This window comes from Mesorhizobium sp. M0772 (assembly GCF_040320135.1).
In the GTDB taxonomy this organism is placed as follows: Bacteria; Pseudomonadota; Alphaproteobacteria; order Rhizobiales; family Rhizobiaceae; genus Mesorhizobium.
The window spans coordinates 12,392-28,582 of sequence record NZ_JAMYPB010000061.1; the positions used below are offsets into that span (position 1 = coordinate 12,392).

General features: G+C 58.9%; 15 protein-coding genes. 11 read left to right on the top strand and 4 right to left on the bottom strand.

The features are described from left to right. Positions 1–16 precede the first annotated feature (16 nt). The 11 genes from NKI06_RS27385 to NKI06_RS27435 all read left to right on the top strand — a co-directional run bounded on the left by NKI06_RS27385 (position 17) and on the right by NKI06_RS27435 (position 10,600). Positions 17–1,126: an electron transfer flavoprotein subunit alpha/FixB family protein gene (locus NKI06_RS27385; protein ID WP_023685019.1), complete on the top strand. Its 1,110-nt coding sequence runs from the start codon at positions 17–19 to the stop codon at positions 1,124–1,126. Positions 1,127–1,136: 10 nt separating this feature from the next. Beyond that, entirely contained in the window at positions 1,137–2,444 is a 1,308-nt protein-coding gene (locus NKI06_RS27390) for an FAD-binding protein (protein WP_023712672.1), read from the top strand. Between the two features lie 11 nt (positions 2,445–2,455). Beyond that, positions 2,456–2,755, top strand: a complete 300-nt coding sequence (locus NKI06_RS27395) for a ferredoxin family protein (RefSeq protein WP_023806340.1) — start codon at positions 2,456–2,458, stop codon at positions 2,753–2,755. Between the two features lie 51 nt (positions 2,756–2,806). Next, positions 2,807–3,121, top strand: coding sequence for a hypothetical protein (locus NKI06_RS27400; RefSeq protein WP_023727116.1), 315 nt, complete (start codon positions 2,807–2,809; stop codon positions 3,119–3,121). A 374-nt stretch (positions 3,122–3,495) separates the two neighbouring features. Further along, complete coding sequence (gene nifB, locus NKI06_RS27405; RefSeq protein ID WP_023708818.1) at positions 3,496–4,974, top strand: nitrogenase cofactor biosynthesis protein NifB; 1,479 nt, start codon at positions 3,496–3,498, stop codon at positions 4,972–4,974. 31 nt (positions 4,975–5,005) lie between these two features. Next, positions 5,006–5,200 (top strand): 4Fe-4S dicluster domain-containing protein, encoded by a 195-nt coding sequence (locus NKI06_RS27410; protein ID WP_023672218.1) that lies wholly within the window; start codon positions 5,006–5,008, stop codon positions 5,198–5,200. Positions 5,201–5,298: 98 nt separating this feature from the next. Then, the gene (locus tag NKI06_RS27415) at positions 5,299–5,619 is read left to right on the top strand and encodes a nitrogen fixation protein NifZ (RefSeq protein ID WP_023687354.1); all 321 of its coding nucleotides are present in this window, start codon (positions 5,299–5,301) and stop codon (positions 5,617–5,619) included. Continuing rightward, positions 5,616–5,828 (top strand): putative nitrogen fixation protein NifT, encoded by a 213-nt coding sequence (gene nifT / locus NKI06_RS27420; protein WP_023672220.1) that lies wholly within the window; start codon positions 5,616–5,618, stop codon positions 5,826–5,828. The genes NKI06_RS27415 and nifT overlap by 4 nt, the downstream gene beginning before the upstream one ends. Before the next feature lie 32 nt (positions 5,829–5,860). Continuing rightward, positions 5,861–6,754 (top strand): SIR2 family NAD-dependent protein deacylase, encoded by an 894-nt coding sequence (locus NKI06_RS27425; RefSeq protein WP_352498801.1) that lies wholly within the window; start codon positions 5,861–5,863, stop codon positions 6,752–6,754. Positions 6,755–6,839: 85 nt separating this feature from the next. Next, positions 6,840–8,708: an ABC transporter ATP-binding protein gene (locus NKI06_RS27430; RefSeq protein ID WP_352498802.1), complete on the top strand. Its 1,869-nt coding sequence runs from the start codon at positions 6,840–6,842 to the stop codon at positions 8,706–8,708. After that, on the top strand, positions 8,708–10,600 hold the full coding sequence (locus NKI06_RS27435) for an ABC transporter ATP-binding protein (RefSeq protein ID WP_023727113.1): 1,893 nt from the start codon (positions 8,708–8,710) through the stop codon (positions 10,598–10,600). The genes NKI06_RS27430 and NKI06_RS27435 overlap by 1 nt, the downstream gene beginning before the upstream one ends. Before the next feature lie 554 nt (positions 10,601–11,154). Here NKI06_RS27435 and NKI06_RS27440 read toward each other — a convergent pair. The 4 genes from NKI06_RS27440 to NKI06_RS27455 form a co-directional block, all read right to left on the bottom strand. After that, complete coding sequence (locus NKI06_RS27440) at positions 11,155–12,195, bottom strand: LLM class flavin-dependent oxidoreductase (RefSeq protein ID WP_031194208.1); 1,041 nt, start codon at positions 12,193–12,195, stop codon at positions 11,155–11,157. A gap of 88 nt (positions 12,196–12,283) precedes the next feature. Beyond that, entirely contained in the window at positions 12,284–13,423 is a 1,140-nt protein-coding gene (gene hisC, locus NKI06_RS27445; RefSeq protein ID WP_352498804.1) for a histidinol-phosphate transaminase, read from the bottom strand. A gap of 234 nt (positions 13,424–13,657) precedes the next feature. Next, positions 13,658–15,421, bottom strand: a complete 1,764-nt coding sequence (gene nifA / locus NKI06_RS27450; RefSeq protein ID WP_352544675.1) for a nif-specific transcriptional activator NifA — start codon at positions 15,419–15,421, stop codon at positions 13,658–13,660. Positions 15,422–15,954: 533 nt separating this feature from the next. Next, on the bottom strand, positions 15,955–16,191 hold a 237-nt coding region (locus NKI06_RS27455), incomplete at its 5' end, for a hypothetical protein (RefSeq protein WP_352987687.1).

The following is a 16,191-nucleotide window of genomic DNA, read 5'->3' on the forward strand; positions in this document are numbered from 1 at the left end:
GGCAAGGAGCAAAACGATGTCGACCGCGAACGGAGAAACCCCTCGCCCTGCCGCCGGCCGCGCCGGCATAAAGAAGGAATTGCCCGCCCATTTCAAGGACTATCGGCACGTTTGGGTTTTCATCGAGCTCGAACGTGGCGAGGTCCATCCGGTATCATTCGAACTGCTCGGCGAAGGCCGCAACTTAGCAGACAAGCTTCAGGTCCAGCTTGCAGGCGTCGTGCTTGGACCGCCGGGAGAGGCCGTCGGGAACGCCGTTGCCGAAGCATTCGCGTATGGCGCTGACCTTGTCTACATCGCCGAGGCGCCCCTGCTCGCCGACTATCGGAATGAACCTTTCACCAAGGCGCTGACGGATCTGGTCGATACCCACAAACCCGAAATCCTTCTTCTCGGTGCCACCACACTGGGCAGGGATCTTGCCGGCTCCGTGGCGACGACCTTGCAGACGGGGCTCACGGCCGACTGCACCGAACTCGATGTGGATACCGACAGTTCGCTCGCCGCCACGCGTCCGACTTTCGGCGGTTCCTTGTTGTGCACGATCTATACGCTCAATTTCCGCCCGCAGATGGCGACCGTGCGGCCGAGGGTCATGCCCATGCCGCAGCGGACGGATAAACCGGTCGGGCGTGTCATCCGGCACAAGCTTTCGCTTGCCGAGGACGAGATCGCTACCAAAGTCCTCGGCTTCCTGCCGGACAATCAGTCGGCGAAGGCAAACCTTGCCTATGCCGACGTCGTGGTTGCGGGAGGCCTTGGTCTTGGCGCGGCGGAGAACCTGCAGCTTGTGAAGAACCTCGCACGAGCAATCGGCGCCGAGCACGGCTGTTCGCGTCCGTTGGTCCAGAAGAGCTGGATGCCAGCTGATCGGCAGATCGGCCAAACTGGCAAGACGATCCGGCCGAAGCTTTACATAGCGGCCGGGATTTCCGGCGCCGTCCAGCATCGGGTTGGCGTGGAGGGGGCGGATCTCATCGTGGCCATCAACACCGACCCGAACGCGCCGATTTTCGATTTCGCTCACCTCGGAATCGTCACCGACGCGATCCGCTTCCTGCCCGCACTGACGGAAGCCTTCACCCGGCGGCTGTCGCCCCACAGTCGCGATAAGCTTTCGAGCTAAGGGGATGGACATGATCGAGGAAAACTTCGACGCCATTGTTGTTGGGGCAGGCATGTCCGGAAACGCAGCTGCTTACACCATGGCCAGCCATGGCCTGAAGGTGCTGCAGTTGGAGCGGGGTGAATATCCGGGCTCCAAGAATGTCCAGGGTGCCATCATGTACGCGAACATGCTGGAGAAGATCATCCCGGATTTCCGGGATGATGCGCCTCTCGAGCGGCATTTGGTTGAACAGCGGCTTTGGGTGATGGACGACACATCCCATACAGGGATTCACTATAGGTCGGACGACTTCAATGAGGCGAAGCCCAACCGGTACACGATCATCCGTGCCCAGTTCGATAAATGGTTTTCGCGTAAGGTGCGCGCGGCCGGCGCGACCGTTCTGTGCGAGACGACCGTGACGGAACTCATCCGTGATGCCAATGACAGGGTGATCGGCGTCCGCACAGACCGGGCGGGCGGAGCCATCTACGCGGACGTGGTCGTTCTCGCAGAAGGTGTCTGCGGACTGCTTGGCACTCGAGCCGGCCTGCGCGAGATGCCAAAGCCGCAAACCGTGGCCCTCGCCGTCAAGGAAATGCATTTCTTGCCCGAAGAGGTCATTGAGCAGCGGTTCGGCGTAAAGGGCGATGAGGGCTGCGTGATCGAGGCGGTGGGCACGACCTCCCGCAGCATGGCCGGGCTCGGCTTCCTCTATACCAACAAGGAGTCCATCTCACTGGGCATTGGCTGCCTCGTCTCCGATTTTGCCGCGATGGTCGAGAGCCCCTACGTTCTCCTTGATGCCTTGAAGAGCCATCCTTCGATCCGGCCGCTGATCGCCGGCTCGGAAGTGAAAGAATATTCCGCACACCTCATTCCCGAAGGCGGCTACAAGGCTATTCCGCAGCTCTTTGGCGATGGTTGGGTCGTGGTCGGCGATGCCGCGCAACTGAACAACGCCATTCACCGCGAGGGTTCGAACCTCGCCATGACCTCCGGCCGCATTGCGGCTGAGGCAATCGTCGAGGTCAAGAGCCGCAACGGTCCGATGAACAAACGGAATCTCGCCCTTTACAAAGCCATGCTGGACAAGTCCTTCGTGGTCAAGGACCTTAGGAAATACAAAGACATGCCGGCCTTGCTCCACACCAATTCATGCAATTATTTCACGACTTATCCGCGGTTGATGTCGCAAGCTGCGCAGAACTTCATGCGTGTCGACGGCACGCCGAAGATCGAGAAGGAAAAGGCGACCACGGCGGCCTTCATCAAGGCGCGCTCGCGCTGGGGGCTGGTCAGCGACGCGGTCCGCCTTGCATTGGCGTGGCGCTGAGGGGAGACGAAATGACCAGCGCAGCGACGAAGTCACGTGTCGAGGACAAGCTTTACCAGAACCGCTACTTGGTGGATTCCGGCCGCCCGCACATCAAAGTGCGACCGCACCAGAAGCCGAGCGCGAATTTGCTCGCGCTGACCCACGTCTGCCCGGCGAAATGTTATGAGTTGAACGACAAGGGTCAAGTGGAGATCACTGCCGACGGCTGCATGGAGTGCGGCACCTGCCGGATTTTGTGCGGGACGACTGGTGAGATCGAGTGGAACTATCCACGCGGCGGTTTCGGAATCCTCTTTAAATTCGGATGACCGGCGCACGCATGCCCTAAGCAGATACCGCGCTCAGGGACTCTACGATATGTGAAGGTGCTGACCGCGCCAAGCGAGCTGGAGATTACGCTCGCCATACGCTGGGCAATTGTCGTGAACGTCCTGCCCACGTTTCTGCAGACGGGTGATGGAGAAGTCGTCGTCTGGACGCTGAAGGAGAGCCGGAGATTGCCGCCACTGCCGGCAACACCCACGCACCTCAATCAGGCACTCGCCGCCTCATACCACAGGCTGTACCAGATCGAGCGGATTGCGGCTGCCGGCCAGTCGCATTGGCGCCTCCGCAGCAAGGTATCTCCCCTTACGGCCGGCGTCCGAACCATGCCGCTTGTCGCCCGCATCTGACGGAACGCTAGTGGCTGATCGACGCGATTGACAAGGCCGGTTGGGTTTTGCCAGGGCGGCTCGTAATCCTGGCCTCACGCCCTGGATAATCGGCTACGCCCTGCGCCGGCATGGTATCAAGGTTAAGAAATTCGGGACGTCGTGATGACGTCATGCGTAAGCAGCCCGGAGTGGTCTCGCTCACACTCTGCGCGCCCGAGGCTGCTAGCCTCGCGACCCTATTTGCCTGTCCACTGTCGTAAGCCCGACAGGTGTGTCGGAGCAATCCGAAGGAATGTGACACGGGAAGCCTATTCAATGAACCGAAACAGCTCTTTGGGCTGGCATAGCTCTTGCGCTTTGAACTGCGACATCACGCAGCAACGGAGCCGTTCATGTCTGCACCGGCAATTTCGCTTGAGAGCCTCAGCACGACATTCGGTGACCAGTTGCTTGGCACCATGAAACTCGGGGGCTGCGCGTCTTCGTCCTGCGGCTCGTCGACAAAGCCCGACGACACGGATCCGGCTGTCTGGGAGAAGATCAAGGATCACCCCTGCTTTTCAGAAGAGGCGCATCACTATTTCGCGCGTATGCACGTCGCGGTCGCGCCGGGCTGCAACATCCAGTGCAACTACTGCAATCGCAAATATGACTGCGCCAACGAAAGCCGGCCTGGGGTGGCCTCTGAAAAGCTGACGCCCGATCAGGCGCTACGCAAGGTGATCGCGGTCGCCAATGAGGTGCCGCAGCTTTCCGTGCTCGGCATCGCCGGACCGGGCGACGCCTGCTACGACTGGAAGAAGACGAAGGCGACCTTCGCCAGGGTCGCCAGGGAAATCCCAGACATCAAGTTTTGCATATCCACGAATGGGCTGGCGCTGCCCGACCATGTCGATGAGCTTGCTGACATGAATGTCGATCACGTGACGATCACGATCAACATGGTCGACCCTGAGGTCGGTGCAAAGATCTATCCTTGGATCTTTCACGATCATCGCCGCTACGTCGGCATTGAAGCCACCCGGATCCTGCACCAGCGGCAGATGTTGGGCCTGGAGATGCTGACCGCGCGGGGCATCCTCACCAAAATCAACTCGGTGGTGATCCCGGGCGTGAATGATGAGCATCTGATCGAGGTGAATAGATGGATTAAGGAGCGAGGCGCGTTCCTGCACAACCTTATGCCGCTGATTTCGGACCCGGCCCACGGCACGCACTACGGTCTGAGCGGGCAGCGCGGCCCAAACGCAATGGAGATGAAGGCTCTTCAGGATCGTGTCGAAAACGGCGCCCAGTTGATGCGCCACTGCCGGCAGTGCCGGGCAGATGCCGTGGGCCTGCTCGGAGAAGATCGTGGCCAGGAATTCACAGTCGACCGGATCCCCGGCGAGGTCACCTACGATGCCAGCAAACGCAAGGCCTATCGGGAGCTGGTCGCGGAGGAGCGCCGTGATCACGTCGAGGCTAGGAGAGAAGCGATCGGATTGGTCAAGGCAGCGAGCCCCGGCAAGTCCCTTCTCTTCGCGGTGGCGACCAAGGGCGGCGGCCGCGTCAATGAGCATTTCGGCCATGCGAAGGAATTCCAGGTTTATCAAGCCTCGCTGAAAGGGATCAGCTTCGTCGGGCATCGGAAGGTGGACAAGTATTGCCTTGGCGGCTGGGGCGCAGAAGCCGCCCTCGATGGCGTCATCGCAGCGCTTCAAGGCATAGATATCGTGCTGTGCGCCAAGATTGGAAATTGCCCGCAGGATCAGCTCGCGGAGGCTGGAATCAGAGCCACCGACGCCTGTGCCCATGACTATATCGAGACAGCAATCAGCGCGATTTACATCGCCGCATCTGGGACCCCCACACTCGCGGCGACGGCCTGAGCTGTCTCATTCATTCGGACCAGGAGTTAAAATGGCTTTCAAGATCATCGCATCCCAATGCACCCAATGCGGCGCCTGCGAATTCGAATGTCCTTCCGGCGCGATCAAGTTCAAAGGCGAGAGCTACGTGATCGAGTCACAGAAGTGTACCGAATGCGAGGGGGTCTTCGATGCGCAGCAATGTGCCTCGGTATGTCCGGTGCCGAAGACCTGCGTTCCTGCGTAACGGACATTGGACTGCCGACATGGTTGGGGGCTGCCTACGCAGGACGCCTGGAACGCCTTGTTCGCAATCTCAGCCGCAAGAGAAATCAGGGAACGGACATGTCGCTCGGACGCGAAGAGGAGATCGAAATCCGCAGGCCTCCACGATTCATGCCGGGAGAGCGGGTACGTGCCACTCGCCACATAAAGAATGACGGCACCTATCCTGGCAGGGAGATCGGCGAAAATCTCGTGCGGAAGGGGGACGAGGGATATGTGCGCGACATTGGCACCTTCCTCCAGCAGTTCTTCATCTATGCGGTCGAGTGGATCGACCGTGGCACCGTCGTCGGTATGCGAGCGCGTGAACTGATGAGCCTCGACAAGGCCGAGGCGCCCTGCAGTGCTGAAAGCAATACCAATGAAGGGACGGCCAGATGAAAGTCATGATCCGCAGGACCGATGCTGGTTTGTCGGCGTATGTCCCCAAAAAGGACCTCGAAGAGCCGATCATCAAACTCGAGAAGGAAGAGTTGTGGGGCGGAACGGTCACGCTCAGGAACGGGTGGCGGCTCCTCCTACCCGATCTCCCACATGATACGCGTCTGCCGATCACCGTCGAGGCAAGGAAGATTTCCGAAGAGGGCTGATGCTGCCCCTAGGTGCGTCGCGAGGAAACGAGATGAACACGATCCTGACATCGGGCCACCTCGTCATTGTGCGGGACAGTTTTGCTGAAAAGCTGCTTGACCTGGCGAAGGAAGCGCTCGCCGCCGATGAGGTGATCCCCTATCTCGGTCCGGGTCTTCTTGAGTTGAACTGTGTGGAACCGCCTGTGCCGCATAGCCCGGAGGTTGTTGCCGCGGCACTCAATGCACGGGCTCCAGCCCCTTCCAGGATCCGCACCAATATGTGGTCGGTTGCACAGTTCATCGAACAGCGCCGGCATCGCCGGACGCTTCAAGCTTGGATGACCGACATATTCGCAGCGCCGGTGGGGCCGACCCCCTTCCACGCCTGGCTCGCAAGGCTGCCACTCTCCCTCATCATCGACAGCTGGTATGACAGCGCGATGCGCACGGCTCTGGTAGAGACCGGCCGAACGGACGTCGTTGAGATACAAGGCGTCACGCGCGCGAATGAAATCGGCAACATTTGGACGAAAACCTACGATTTGTCCGGGAGGGAGCTCGACCCCCGATTGGGGGCCAAGACGGTTCTCTATTCACCTCACGGGAGTATTAAGCCCGCGCAAAACTTTCTCGTCGCAGATTCCGACTACGTCGAAGTCCTGTCCGAAATTGATATCCAGACACCGATCCCAGACGCTGTGAAGGAACGGCGCATCACCCGTGGATTTTTCTTCGTTGGCTGCCGCTTCAACGATCAGATGCTGCGCACCTACGCCAGACAGATCATGAAGCGCTCCCGCGGTCCCTATTGCACCGTAATGGACGCCGAAACCCTGACCAGAAACGAAGCGCGTTTCCTTGCGGCAAGCGGAATCACGGTGATCGACATGCCACTAAGTCAAGCGGCGGCTCGGCTTGTGGGAACGGGCACGGCTGCAGGTTGAGGACGGGATTAACAATGACGGATGCCTTTGATGATGTCTGCTTCGGCTTTCCTCGAAGGCGCAAAATGCAGTCGGGAATACACCCGTGAACAGTGATGCTGCCAGTAGCGCAACGAACGCACTGAATTCGTTGACCCATGTTGAAGCGGCGCGCTGGGGCCCGGATTTGAGTACGCTGTTGCGCATCACGCGTATGAATCTGCGCCATCCGTGGCAGGTTGCCCTCGCTATGGGCTCGACGATCATGGCGGCAATCCTCCAGTTGCTCATTCCCCAGCTTCTCGGCCGGGCTGTCGACCAGACCCAGACAGCTATCGGGGGCGGCGTCGCGGGGGCCGCGGCAGGACAAGCGCTCTGGGCCCCGGCTCTCCTGCTGCTCGCCGTCAGCGCGCTACGCGGCGTTTTCACGATGGCGCAGAACTATTTTGCCGAAGCCGTCGGGCATCATGTCGCGTACGAATTGCGGCTCGCCTACTACGACAAGATCCAGCGTCTCAGCTTTTCCTTTCACGACCGGGTCCATTCAGGCGATCTGATAACCGCCGGAATGCTCGATCTCGAAGGCGTGCGGATGTATTTTTCCACCGGGCTTATGCGGGTGCTCCTGCTGACGATGCTGATCGGGATTGGCGCTTACATGATGATCTCGACCGATCCCATGCTCGGCTTGGCCGCGCTCAGCTTCGTGCCTTTTGTCGCTTGGCGCTCATCGACCACACAGCTTAAGCTGCGCGCCACCTGGCTCGACCTCTATGAGCGCCTTTCGGTACTAAGCCGCGTGATGAAGGAAAATCTCGCAGGTATCCGCGTGGTCCGCGCTTTTGCGGCTCAATCCTATGAGATGCTGAAGTTCGACGGCGCTTCCAAGAACGCGCTCGACCTCGCCAACGATCTCGTTGACATCTACGTACCCAACACGTCGGCGATGACCTTGTCCTACTTTTTCGCAATGGGATTGGTGCTTGGGATCGGTGGCAACAAGCTCGTCGCTGGCGAGATCAGCGTCGGAACCATGGCGACCTTCCTGACCTTCATGACCATGCTGCAAATGCCAGTCCGCCAGATCGGTCTCATGGTCAATGCGTTTGCCCGCGCTTCTAGCTGCGGTTCGCGGCTTTTCGGTCTCCTCGATCAGGAGATCACCATCAGGGATGCTCTCGAGGCCAGACCGCTTGAGATAAGTGACGGCACTCTGCGCTTCCACAATGTCTCATTTGCCTACCCCAACGCCGAAAACCGCGCCATTCTGAAGAACCTCAGCTTTGAGGCCCGGAGAGGCGAGACGATCGCTATCGTCGGTCCGCCGGGTTCCGGCAAATCGACGATGGCTCATCTGGTCCCCCGCTTTTACGACGTGACCGGTGGCGCCATCACGTTGGACGGCCAGGACATACGCAATGTCACCCTCGAGAGCCTTCGCAAGGCGGTCGCGGTTGTACAGCAGGATGCGTTCCTATTCACCACAACGATCGAGAACAACATCGCTTATGGCGATCCCTGGGCGAAGAGACAGCGAATTGAACGCGCTGGAGAATTCGCCCAGCTCCACGACTACATCCTCGGGCTCCCGGCAGGGTATGAGACGGTCGTGGGCGAACGCGGCGTTTCTCTCTCTGGCGGCCAGCGCCAGCGTCTCACGATTGCTCGCACCATGATGCTGCGCCCCTCCGTCATCATTTTCGACGACTCGATGGCCGCGATCGATGCCGGCACCGAGCTGCGCATTCGCGCGGCGATGCGGCGCTTCGCAAAGGATCGGGTGACGATCATCATCGCGCACCGGCTGAGTGCGCTTAAGCATGCCGATCAAATCCTTTTTGTCGATAACGGCGAAATCGTAGAACGCGGCACGCATGAAGAGCTTCTGGCGAAGCGGGGACGCTACAGGGCCCTTTACGATCTCCAGACGTGCCCGGGTGATAGCATTATTAGCCAGGATGGGGGCGCCCGCTGATGGACCAGGGCCGCGGCGAACTCGAAGCCGAACCTGACGACGGGAGACGCCCTCCGCGCGCGGTCGTCGGCTCGCACCGGATCGAGGAGGAGATGTTCGGCCGGGCTTTCGACAAGAGCATCCTCCGTCGCATCTGGGGCTTCGTCCATCCCTACCGGGCAAAGGTAGTTGTCACGATTGTCGCGATGCTGATCTTCACCGGGACGCAGCTTCTCATCCCCTTGATCATCCGCTACGCGATCGACCTCGGCATGAACCCGGCAAGGCCCGATCGCTCAGCCCAGCTTGCGGCCGTCGGCGCGTTCCTTTCGGCGATTTTGGTCAATTTCGCCGCCGGCTACATGCAGGAAGCCTTGGATGGGAAAATGGCCGAAACTGTCCTGTTCGACATCCGCCGCGCCATGTTTGGCCATCTGCAAAAGGTTTCGCTCTCTTTCATGGACAAGACCGAGGTCGGACGCCTGATGTCGCGCCTGCAAGGCGACGTTAACTCCATACAGGAGTTCCTGGAAACTTCGGTATATTCCCTAGGCGATGTTGCGCTTCTCTTCGGCATCGTTTTCGTAATGCTGTGGCTCGACTTTCGCCTCGGCCTCCTGACGCTATCGGTTCTGCCGATCCTGGTGATCGTCCGCATTGTCTGGTTGCCGCGTGCCCGCGACGCCTTCATGGCTGCACACGAAACCAATTCCGTCGTCAATGGCGCGCTGGCCGAAGCCATTCACGGCGTGCGGACCATACAGTCAATGGACCGCCAGCAGGTGAATTTCAGTCTTTTTGACGATCGGGCCCATGCCAACCTCAGGACCCACCTGATCGCTGCCAGATATGCACTGGTCATGGTGCCCATCGTCGATGGCATCACCGGCCTCGCCTTGGCCGCCGTTATTGTGGTCGGCGGCTCGATGGTCATGAATAGCCGTATAGATGTGGGCGTGTTGGTAGCCTACCTATTTTACATCCAGCGCTTCTTTGACCCGATCCGCTCACTCACCCTGCAATATTCGGTCATGCAGCGCGCCATGGCCTCAGGCAAGCGCCTGACGGATGTGCTCGACGTCAAGATCGATGTTAAGGACAAACCCAATGCCGAGGTGCTTTCGCCCGAAATGGACGGCTCGGTCGAGTTTAGGGACGTCACCTTCGGCTACGATCCGAACCGTTCGGTTCTGAAAAATGTCTCGTTCAAGGTCAATCCGGGCGAGACGGTCGCACTAGTCGGACCGAGCGGTTCTGGCAAATCGAGTGCGATGGCCCTGGTCCACCGCTTCTATGATGTTCAGCAGGGTCAGGTGCTGGTCGGCGGACATGATGTACGCGACCTCACCCAGGAATCGCTCGGCCGCCAGGTCGCCATGGTGCTGCAGGAGCCATTCCTGTTCACCGGGACGGTCTTCGAGAACATTCGATACCAGAAGACGGAAGCCACGCGCGACAAGGTGATCGAGGCGGCCAAGGCTGTCGGCGCGCATGACTTCGTCATGAGCCTCGCCGACGGGTATGAGACCCAACTTGGCGAACGCGGCGACAACTTATCTCTCGGCCAGCGCCAGCTTATCAGTTTCGCCCGCGCCCTCGTCGCTGACGCCAAGATCCTCGTGCTCGACGAAGCTACCGCCAATATCGACAGCTACACGGAATTGCAGATTCAGAAGGCTCTGATCAAGCTGCTTGAAGGGCGGACTGGCCTCGTCATCGCCCACCGTCTCGCCACGGTCCGGGGGGCCGACCGCATCATCGTGCTTCAGAATGGCCAAGTTATTGCGACTGGCAACCACGATGAGTTAATAGCCATGGGCGGCCTGTATTCCAAACTCTACTATCTCAACTACGCCTCCTTCGACGACCTTCCCGAACACGATACCACCGTCCAAGCTGGCTCTCAGACCTGACATCTTGGCGGCCTTGTGGTAGTGGCGTTGACTTTCGGGCGTGTCGGCAGACCACTCAGGCCACCGCATCCGGCCAGCAGCCAGCACTCAAGAACGAGCACTCCTCGCAATTCGTGAAGACCGGCTGCGAACGATTTCCTCCAGCATCGTATCCGACCGCGGTGCACCACCATCATCGGGCGAGCTCGCTGGAGGTGTTGGCTGGGCGTCGCAAAGCCGCTCGCGAGCGCGCCCTCAATAGCGCCGTAGCGAGTGACGGCTTTGCCACCGACGGGCCGCTGATGAAGCTGGATTAGTGGGCGCCGCACCGACGCCGCCCCGGGCGAGAAGAACCTCCTGCGGCTGGCTATGGGCAACGACTAGCGCCAGCGCGACGAGCAGACGCGTGCCGGCATCGTGACGCGCTCGGCTACCCTCTCCTTAGGATCGTGCATGTTCACACGATGGCCCAGACGCCAGCCAACGCACAAGCTGGTATTCTGTGCCGCCTGCTCGTCGTCAGTTTGGCCTCCTCCCGATTGCCCGCCCCACCACGTGCAAGCTCGAGCACATGGTCAGCCAAGTCGAGCCATGATTTCGGACTGAATGGTCCTCGCGGTGTAAAGGGAAGCATCTAGCGGCAGATTTCCAAATGCCATTTGACAAAGCAGGTAGTTGGCACCTGCCTCTTCCAACTGATCTAGCAGAGCTTTTCGCACAGACTCTGCTGATCCTACCACGCACAATTCACTCTCGACTGCCGCATCGAAGGTTAGCGGCAAGTTTGGTGGAGTGGGGATAGCGTTAAGCTCGTAAAGGAATTGGAAGCTCTTGAGCCAGCGTGCGTAAGCAGGTGCCGCGAGCGAATAGGCATGTGTGTCACAACGCCCAATCACGACCATGCGGAGCAATCCGACAAATCTCCCTTGATCCCCGCCGCCTGCGTTGTCCTCTCGATAGGCGCGGAACGCATCAGTAGTTTTGCGAACAGAAGAGGAAGGTCCTACACACGCGATATTTGTTCCATTCGCAGCGGCCCAAGCTGTGGACTCGGGTCGATTGGCAGCGACCCATGTGGGCGGATGTGGACGCTGATGAGGTCTTAGCGTCAAAGGAACGTCATTGAGATCAAAATGGCGGCCTTGATAGCATAGCGTGCCGACCTCCCTCGAATTCACAAGTATTTGCATAAGAATTTCGCTGGCTTCGGCATAACGGCCCGGCACCGCGTCCGCACCAATCCCGAAGTAGCCCAATTCGGTCGGGAGAGCACCGCGCCCTATGCCCAGTTCGAGCCTGCCACCGCTCAACTGGTCCAGCATACAGATCTCTTCGAACGCACGCAGCGGATGATAAAGCGCAAGCAGCATCACCAAGGGTCCGAGACGCAAGCGCCGGGTGCGCTGGGCGACGCTCGATAAGAACAGATTCGGCGATGGACCTCTCCCATGGGGAGTACAGTGGTGTTCTGCGAGATGATAGGCATAGAACCCTAGCTGATCGCACGCCTCTGCTAATATCAGGCGATCTTCGTACTGCCGGCCTATATCGCGGCCATCCTCATCCAAATGATCGAAGATGCCGAAAGCCAGGTTTGAAGGAAAGACGTTTGTCACTCTTTAAGTCCCCGATTTTAAAAGCAGGCTGTTTTCTTGCTGGGATCACCAGCAAGTCGGAAGAGATGTGTGTGATCGCCGATTAGCGTCAGCGTAACGAAGAAGCAGAGCCTGACGCTTCCCTGCCTCTGGAGCTTGGCACCGTTAAGCTTCCAGCAATGTCGCCAGCGGCAGCAAGAAATTCATCCATCTGCTCTTTTGTGCCGATGCTGACGCGGATACAGTGTTCCAAGCCTTTGTCCGGAAAAAACGCGACAAGTATCTTTTGCCTCTCCAATGCTGCTTGCCACCATGAGCCGTCCTGTCCCGCGGGCACACGGGCCAGCAAGAAATTTGCGCGGGAGGGTGTTACGGAAAATCCGAGTTGCGATAGTGCAACTGTCACTCGCTCTCGTTCATCCTTGATGTGCTTGTGGTTGTCTGCGTAGGCGCCGCGATGCGCAAGCACGCTGATACCAACGGCATGCCCGATCACGTTCATGTTGAAGACGTTCTGGATGTTTCGCAGCCTTCCAATAATTTCAGGGTGACCGAAACCGAAACCGACGCGAATGCCGGCGGCGGCATAGCTTTTCGAGAATGACCTCAAGACCAGAAGGTTCGAATACCGGTTGATGAGGCGCAGTCCGTGATCGGGTGCAAAGTCGACGTAGGCCTCATCGAGGACAATCAAGCGGTCCGATTGTGCTACGAGGCGTTCGATATCGCTTATCGGGAGGAATGTTCCGGTCGGATTGTTTGGATTGGCCAACATAATAAACTTGGCGTCTTTTGCCGGACCAGAAAGCAATTGCTCCATTGGCAGGGAATGAGCTTGACATCCGATTTCGAGGAACTCAGCGCCCTGGAGCATGGCAAGTTTGCGGTTGAACGAAAACCCTGGCGACATCATCGCAACCTTGTCGCCGGGTGCGAGGAAAGCTCTGTAGATCAGTCCGAGCAGTTCAGACGACCCGTTGCCAGCGATGACCTGATCCCTGGAAACGCCATAGGCGCTGGACGCTGCTTCCCTCAGTCTGAAGTTATCGTCATCCGGATATAGATACTGGCGCTTGAGGGCCGCCACTGCACTTTGCATTATGATTGGCGGCAACGGAAACGGGTTCTCATTCGTATTCAGCTTGATAAAATTTGCGTCCGGCGCTGGTCCGTTGGACGGCAGAGCATCCAACTGTCGTGTCACTTGCGAAAGAGCCGAAAGCACAGTTTGCAGTTTTGCGTCGGACATATTTAACTCCGTTTCAGTCACACAGGGGCATCCGCATGAGCTCGCAACGAGAGCAACATGGCGGACGGGATTGGACGATGGCAGGGTTGCCTTTCACACAATGGTCGCAGCGCCGGCTGACATGGGAATTCAGCCACCTGTCCTCGGTCGAATCGAGTTGACGCGCACGCGGATCTGCATCGCTGCGCGGCGCCAAGGCGCTAAGCTGCTCAGCTCATGCCCAGGGTCATGCTTTCAAAGACGCTTGATCTCGACGCCGTATTTCCTCAGCACGTAGCCAATCTGGCGCGGGGTCAGCCCAAGCAAGCGCGCTGCCTTTGCCTGCACCCAGCCACATCTTTCCATGGCAGCAATGACGCGCTCTATATCGGGCGTCCTCGCGCCAATTGGGTGGGTTGCGCCGGCAAGTGGGTTAGTCGCGGCCGAACTGGCGGCCTCGTCCGGGGGCGTGGCCAAATTCGCTGACTCCGGCAGGATCGGCGGTGGTTGCAGCGCGGCCTTGCCCGATCTGCACTTCCACAGCGCCTCGGCAAAGCATTGGCCTTGGGAGCAGGCAAAGTCGTTTCTCCCGATTGACAGTCCCTCGGCCAGGATCGCTGTCCGGTGCACGCAATTTTCAAGCTCGCGAATGTTGCCGGGAAACTCACATTTCATCAGCACTTCAATCGCACGCGGATCGAAGGTGAGCGTACAGCCGTTCTCGTCGTTGAACTTCTTGAGAAACTCAGCTGCGAGGAGCGGAATATCGCTGCGCCTTTGGCGCAATGCTGGTACCAGCAAGGGAACCACGTTGATGCGGTAGTATAGGTCGGCGCGGAACTCATTCCTTGCAACCGCCTCTTCCAGGTTCCTGTTCGTGGCGGCAATCACGCGAACATCGACCTTGATGGTCTGATTGCTGCCGACGCGCTCAAACTCCTGCTCCTGCAGCACGCGCAGTAGCTTTGCCTGGAACGAGGCCGAGATCTCGCCGATCTCATCCAGAAACAACGTCCCCTTGTCAGCGAGCTCAAAACGCCCCTTGCGGGAATTGAATGCGCTTGTGAAGGCACCCTTCTCATGACCGAACAATTCGGATTCCAGGACTGTCTCTGGGAGCGCTGCACAATTGAGTTTAACGAAGGGCCGCTTGGCGCGCGGCGACAACTCGTGAATTGCCTTGGCAGCCAGCTCCTTCCCGGTACCGGACTCACCTCGCAACAGAACTGTGGTTTTTGCCTTCGCTACGACCGCGATCTTCTCCAGCAGGGCGCTTATCGCCGGACTGTCACCAATCATCCCCTCGACGTGGACCTTTTTGCGCCGGGGTGCAGGGTGCTTAACATCAGAAAATTTCGTTTGCAGCCGATGTTCCAGCTCCGGCGTTCGCTCGCGGTCGACCGCGGAGAAGCGATGCAACTTGACTGTCTGTCCCACCATGTTGGCAATCATGGTAAGCAGCCGGACATCATCGTCGAGCCGATAGCTTGACCTGCTTTCCAAAACCCGGTCCAAAGTCAGCGCGCCTATGGCGTTCCCATCAACACGAATGGGAACGCCGATGAACGACACGGTGTCGGAGGCCCCAAGCACCTCGATATCAGCGGCAGTGAAGGTCGGATGCATCACTATGTCGTCGGCGACAAGCGGCGTGTTGGTCGTCACAATCTGGTCGATGGCGTTGCGCGGCAGGCGCGAGCGGGAGGGCTCATTGCCGTTCGTGCCGCAGCCGCTGGCCACTGTGATGTCCAGTCCGCCCTCGGCATCGCAGAGAGCGATGATGCCGTGCCGCATCTGCACAAACGAGTGCAGGAGATCGACTACCTTGGCCAACTTGAGTTCGAGCCGGGCGGCATCGGCGAGTACTTTCGATATTTCGAAGATGCCGGTTAGCGCGCGCTCGTGCAATGCCACACTCGCAGGATTCGTGTCGGACTTTGGACAACCCTTTATCGCATTCGGCAGCGATATGCCGCAGTCGCGGGCATTCTGTTCTGACTTGCTAATGTTGTGGTGCATGTGATCCTCGATCTCGCGCCATCAAATCTAGGCTGGCGGCATGTGCGCCGCGACATCGTGGGCACGCGCGAAAATGCTCCGACGTGAACTCGTGCCGCCGCCGTGTGGTCGAGTGCAAAGCGGGTCTAGCCCTGACGCATCGCTTGGCTACTCCCTCCACGAGGCTTGGCCATGTTATTGGCTTGCCCCGGGCAAACACACGTTGTTTTCAAAAGACTGGAGCGAGGCGGCATAGTCAATCGAGCTTTCTTTCATCTGTGAAAGGAAACCTCGCGGCCTATGATAGGATTCATCAGTTCTATCTTTGCGTTGAAGCAGAAATACCTGGGCCGGCCATGCGTTGCCCGAGCGGCTGACCGCGCGGAGTGTAAATGCGGGGCCGTGCCATTCACCAGCGCCCGCGAAGGAGGGTCGGGAGCGATAATAACCGCCAACGGCACTGGTCGGTTGCGGCAACCGCCATCTTTCTCGAGTTGATCAGGCGGCGGCGATGTCGGGTGTGAAGGCGCGAAGCTGGCGTTGAGTACGACTTCCTAGGCGGTGCTCGCAACTTTATGAATCGCATCGTCGTGGTCAGCACCATCACTGGGGGCCGAAATCGGCACACTCAATGAGCGTATCGAAAAGTCTGAACAGATTACGATGCGACCGCTTGGAAACGGCTGCCCCTGCTGCGCATAGGCGCTAAGATAGCTTTGGCATGGACTGAAACTTGCGCTTTCGTGGTGGTTCGCGCCAGCGATATCGCAAGGCATGGAGATTTTGGCGCA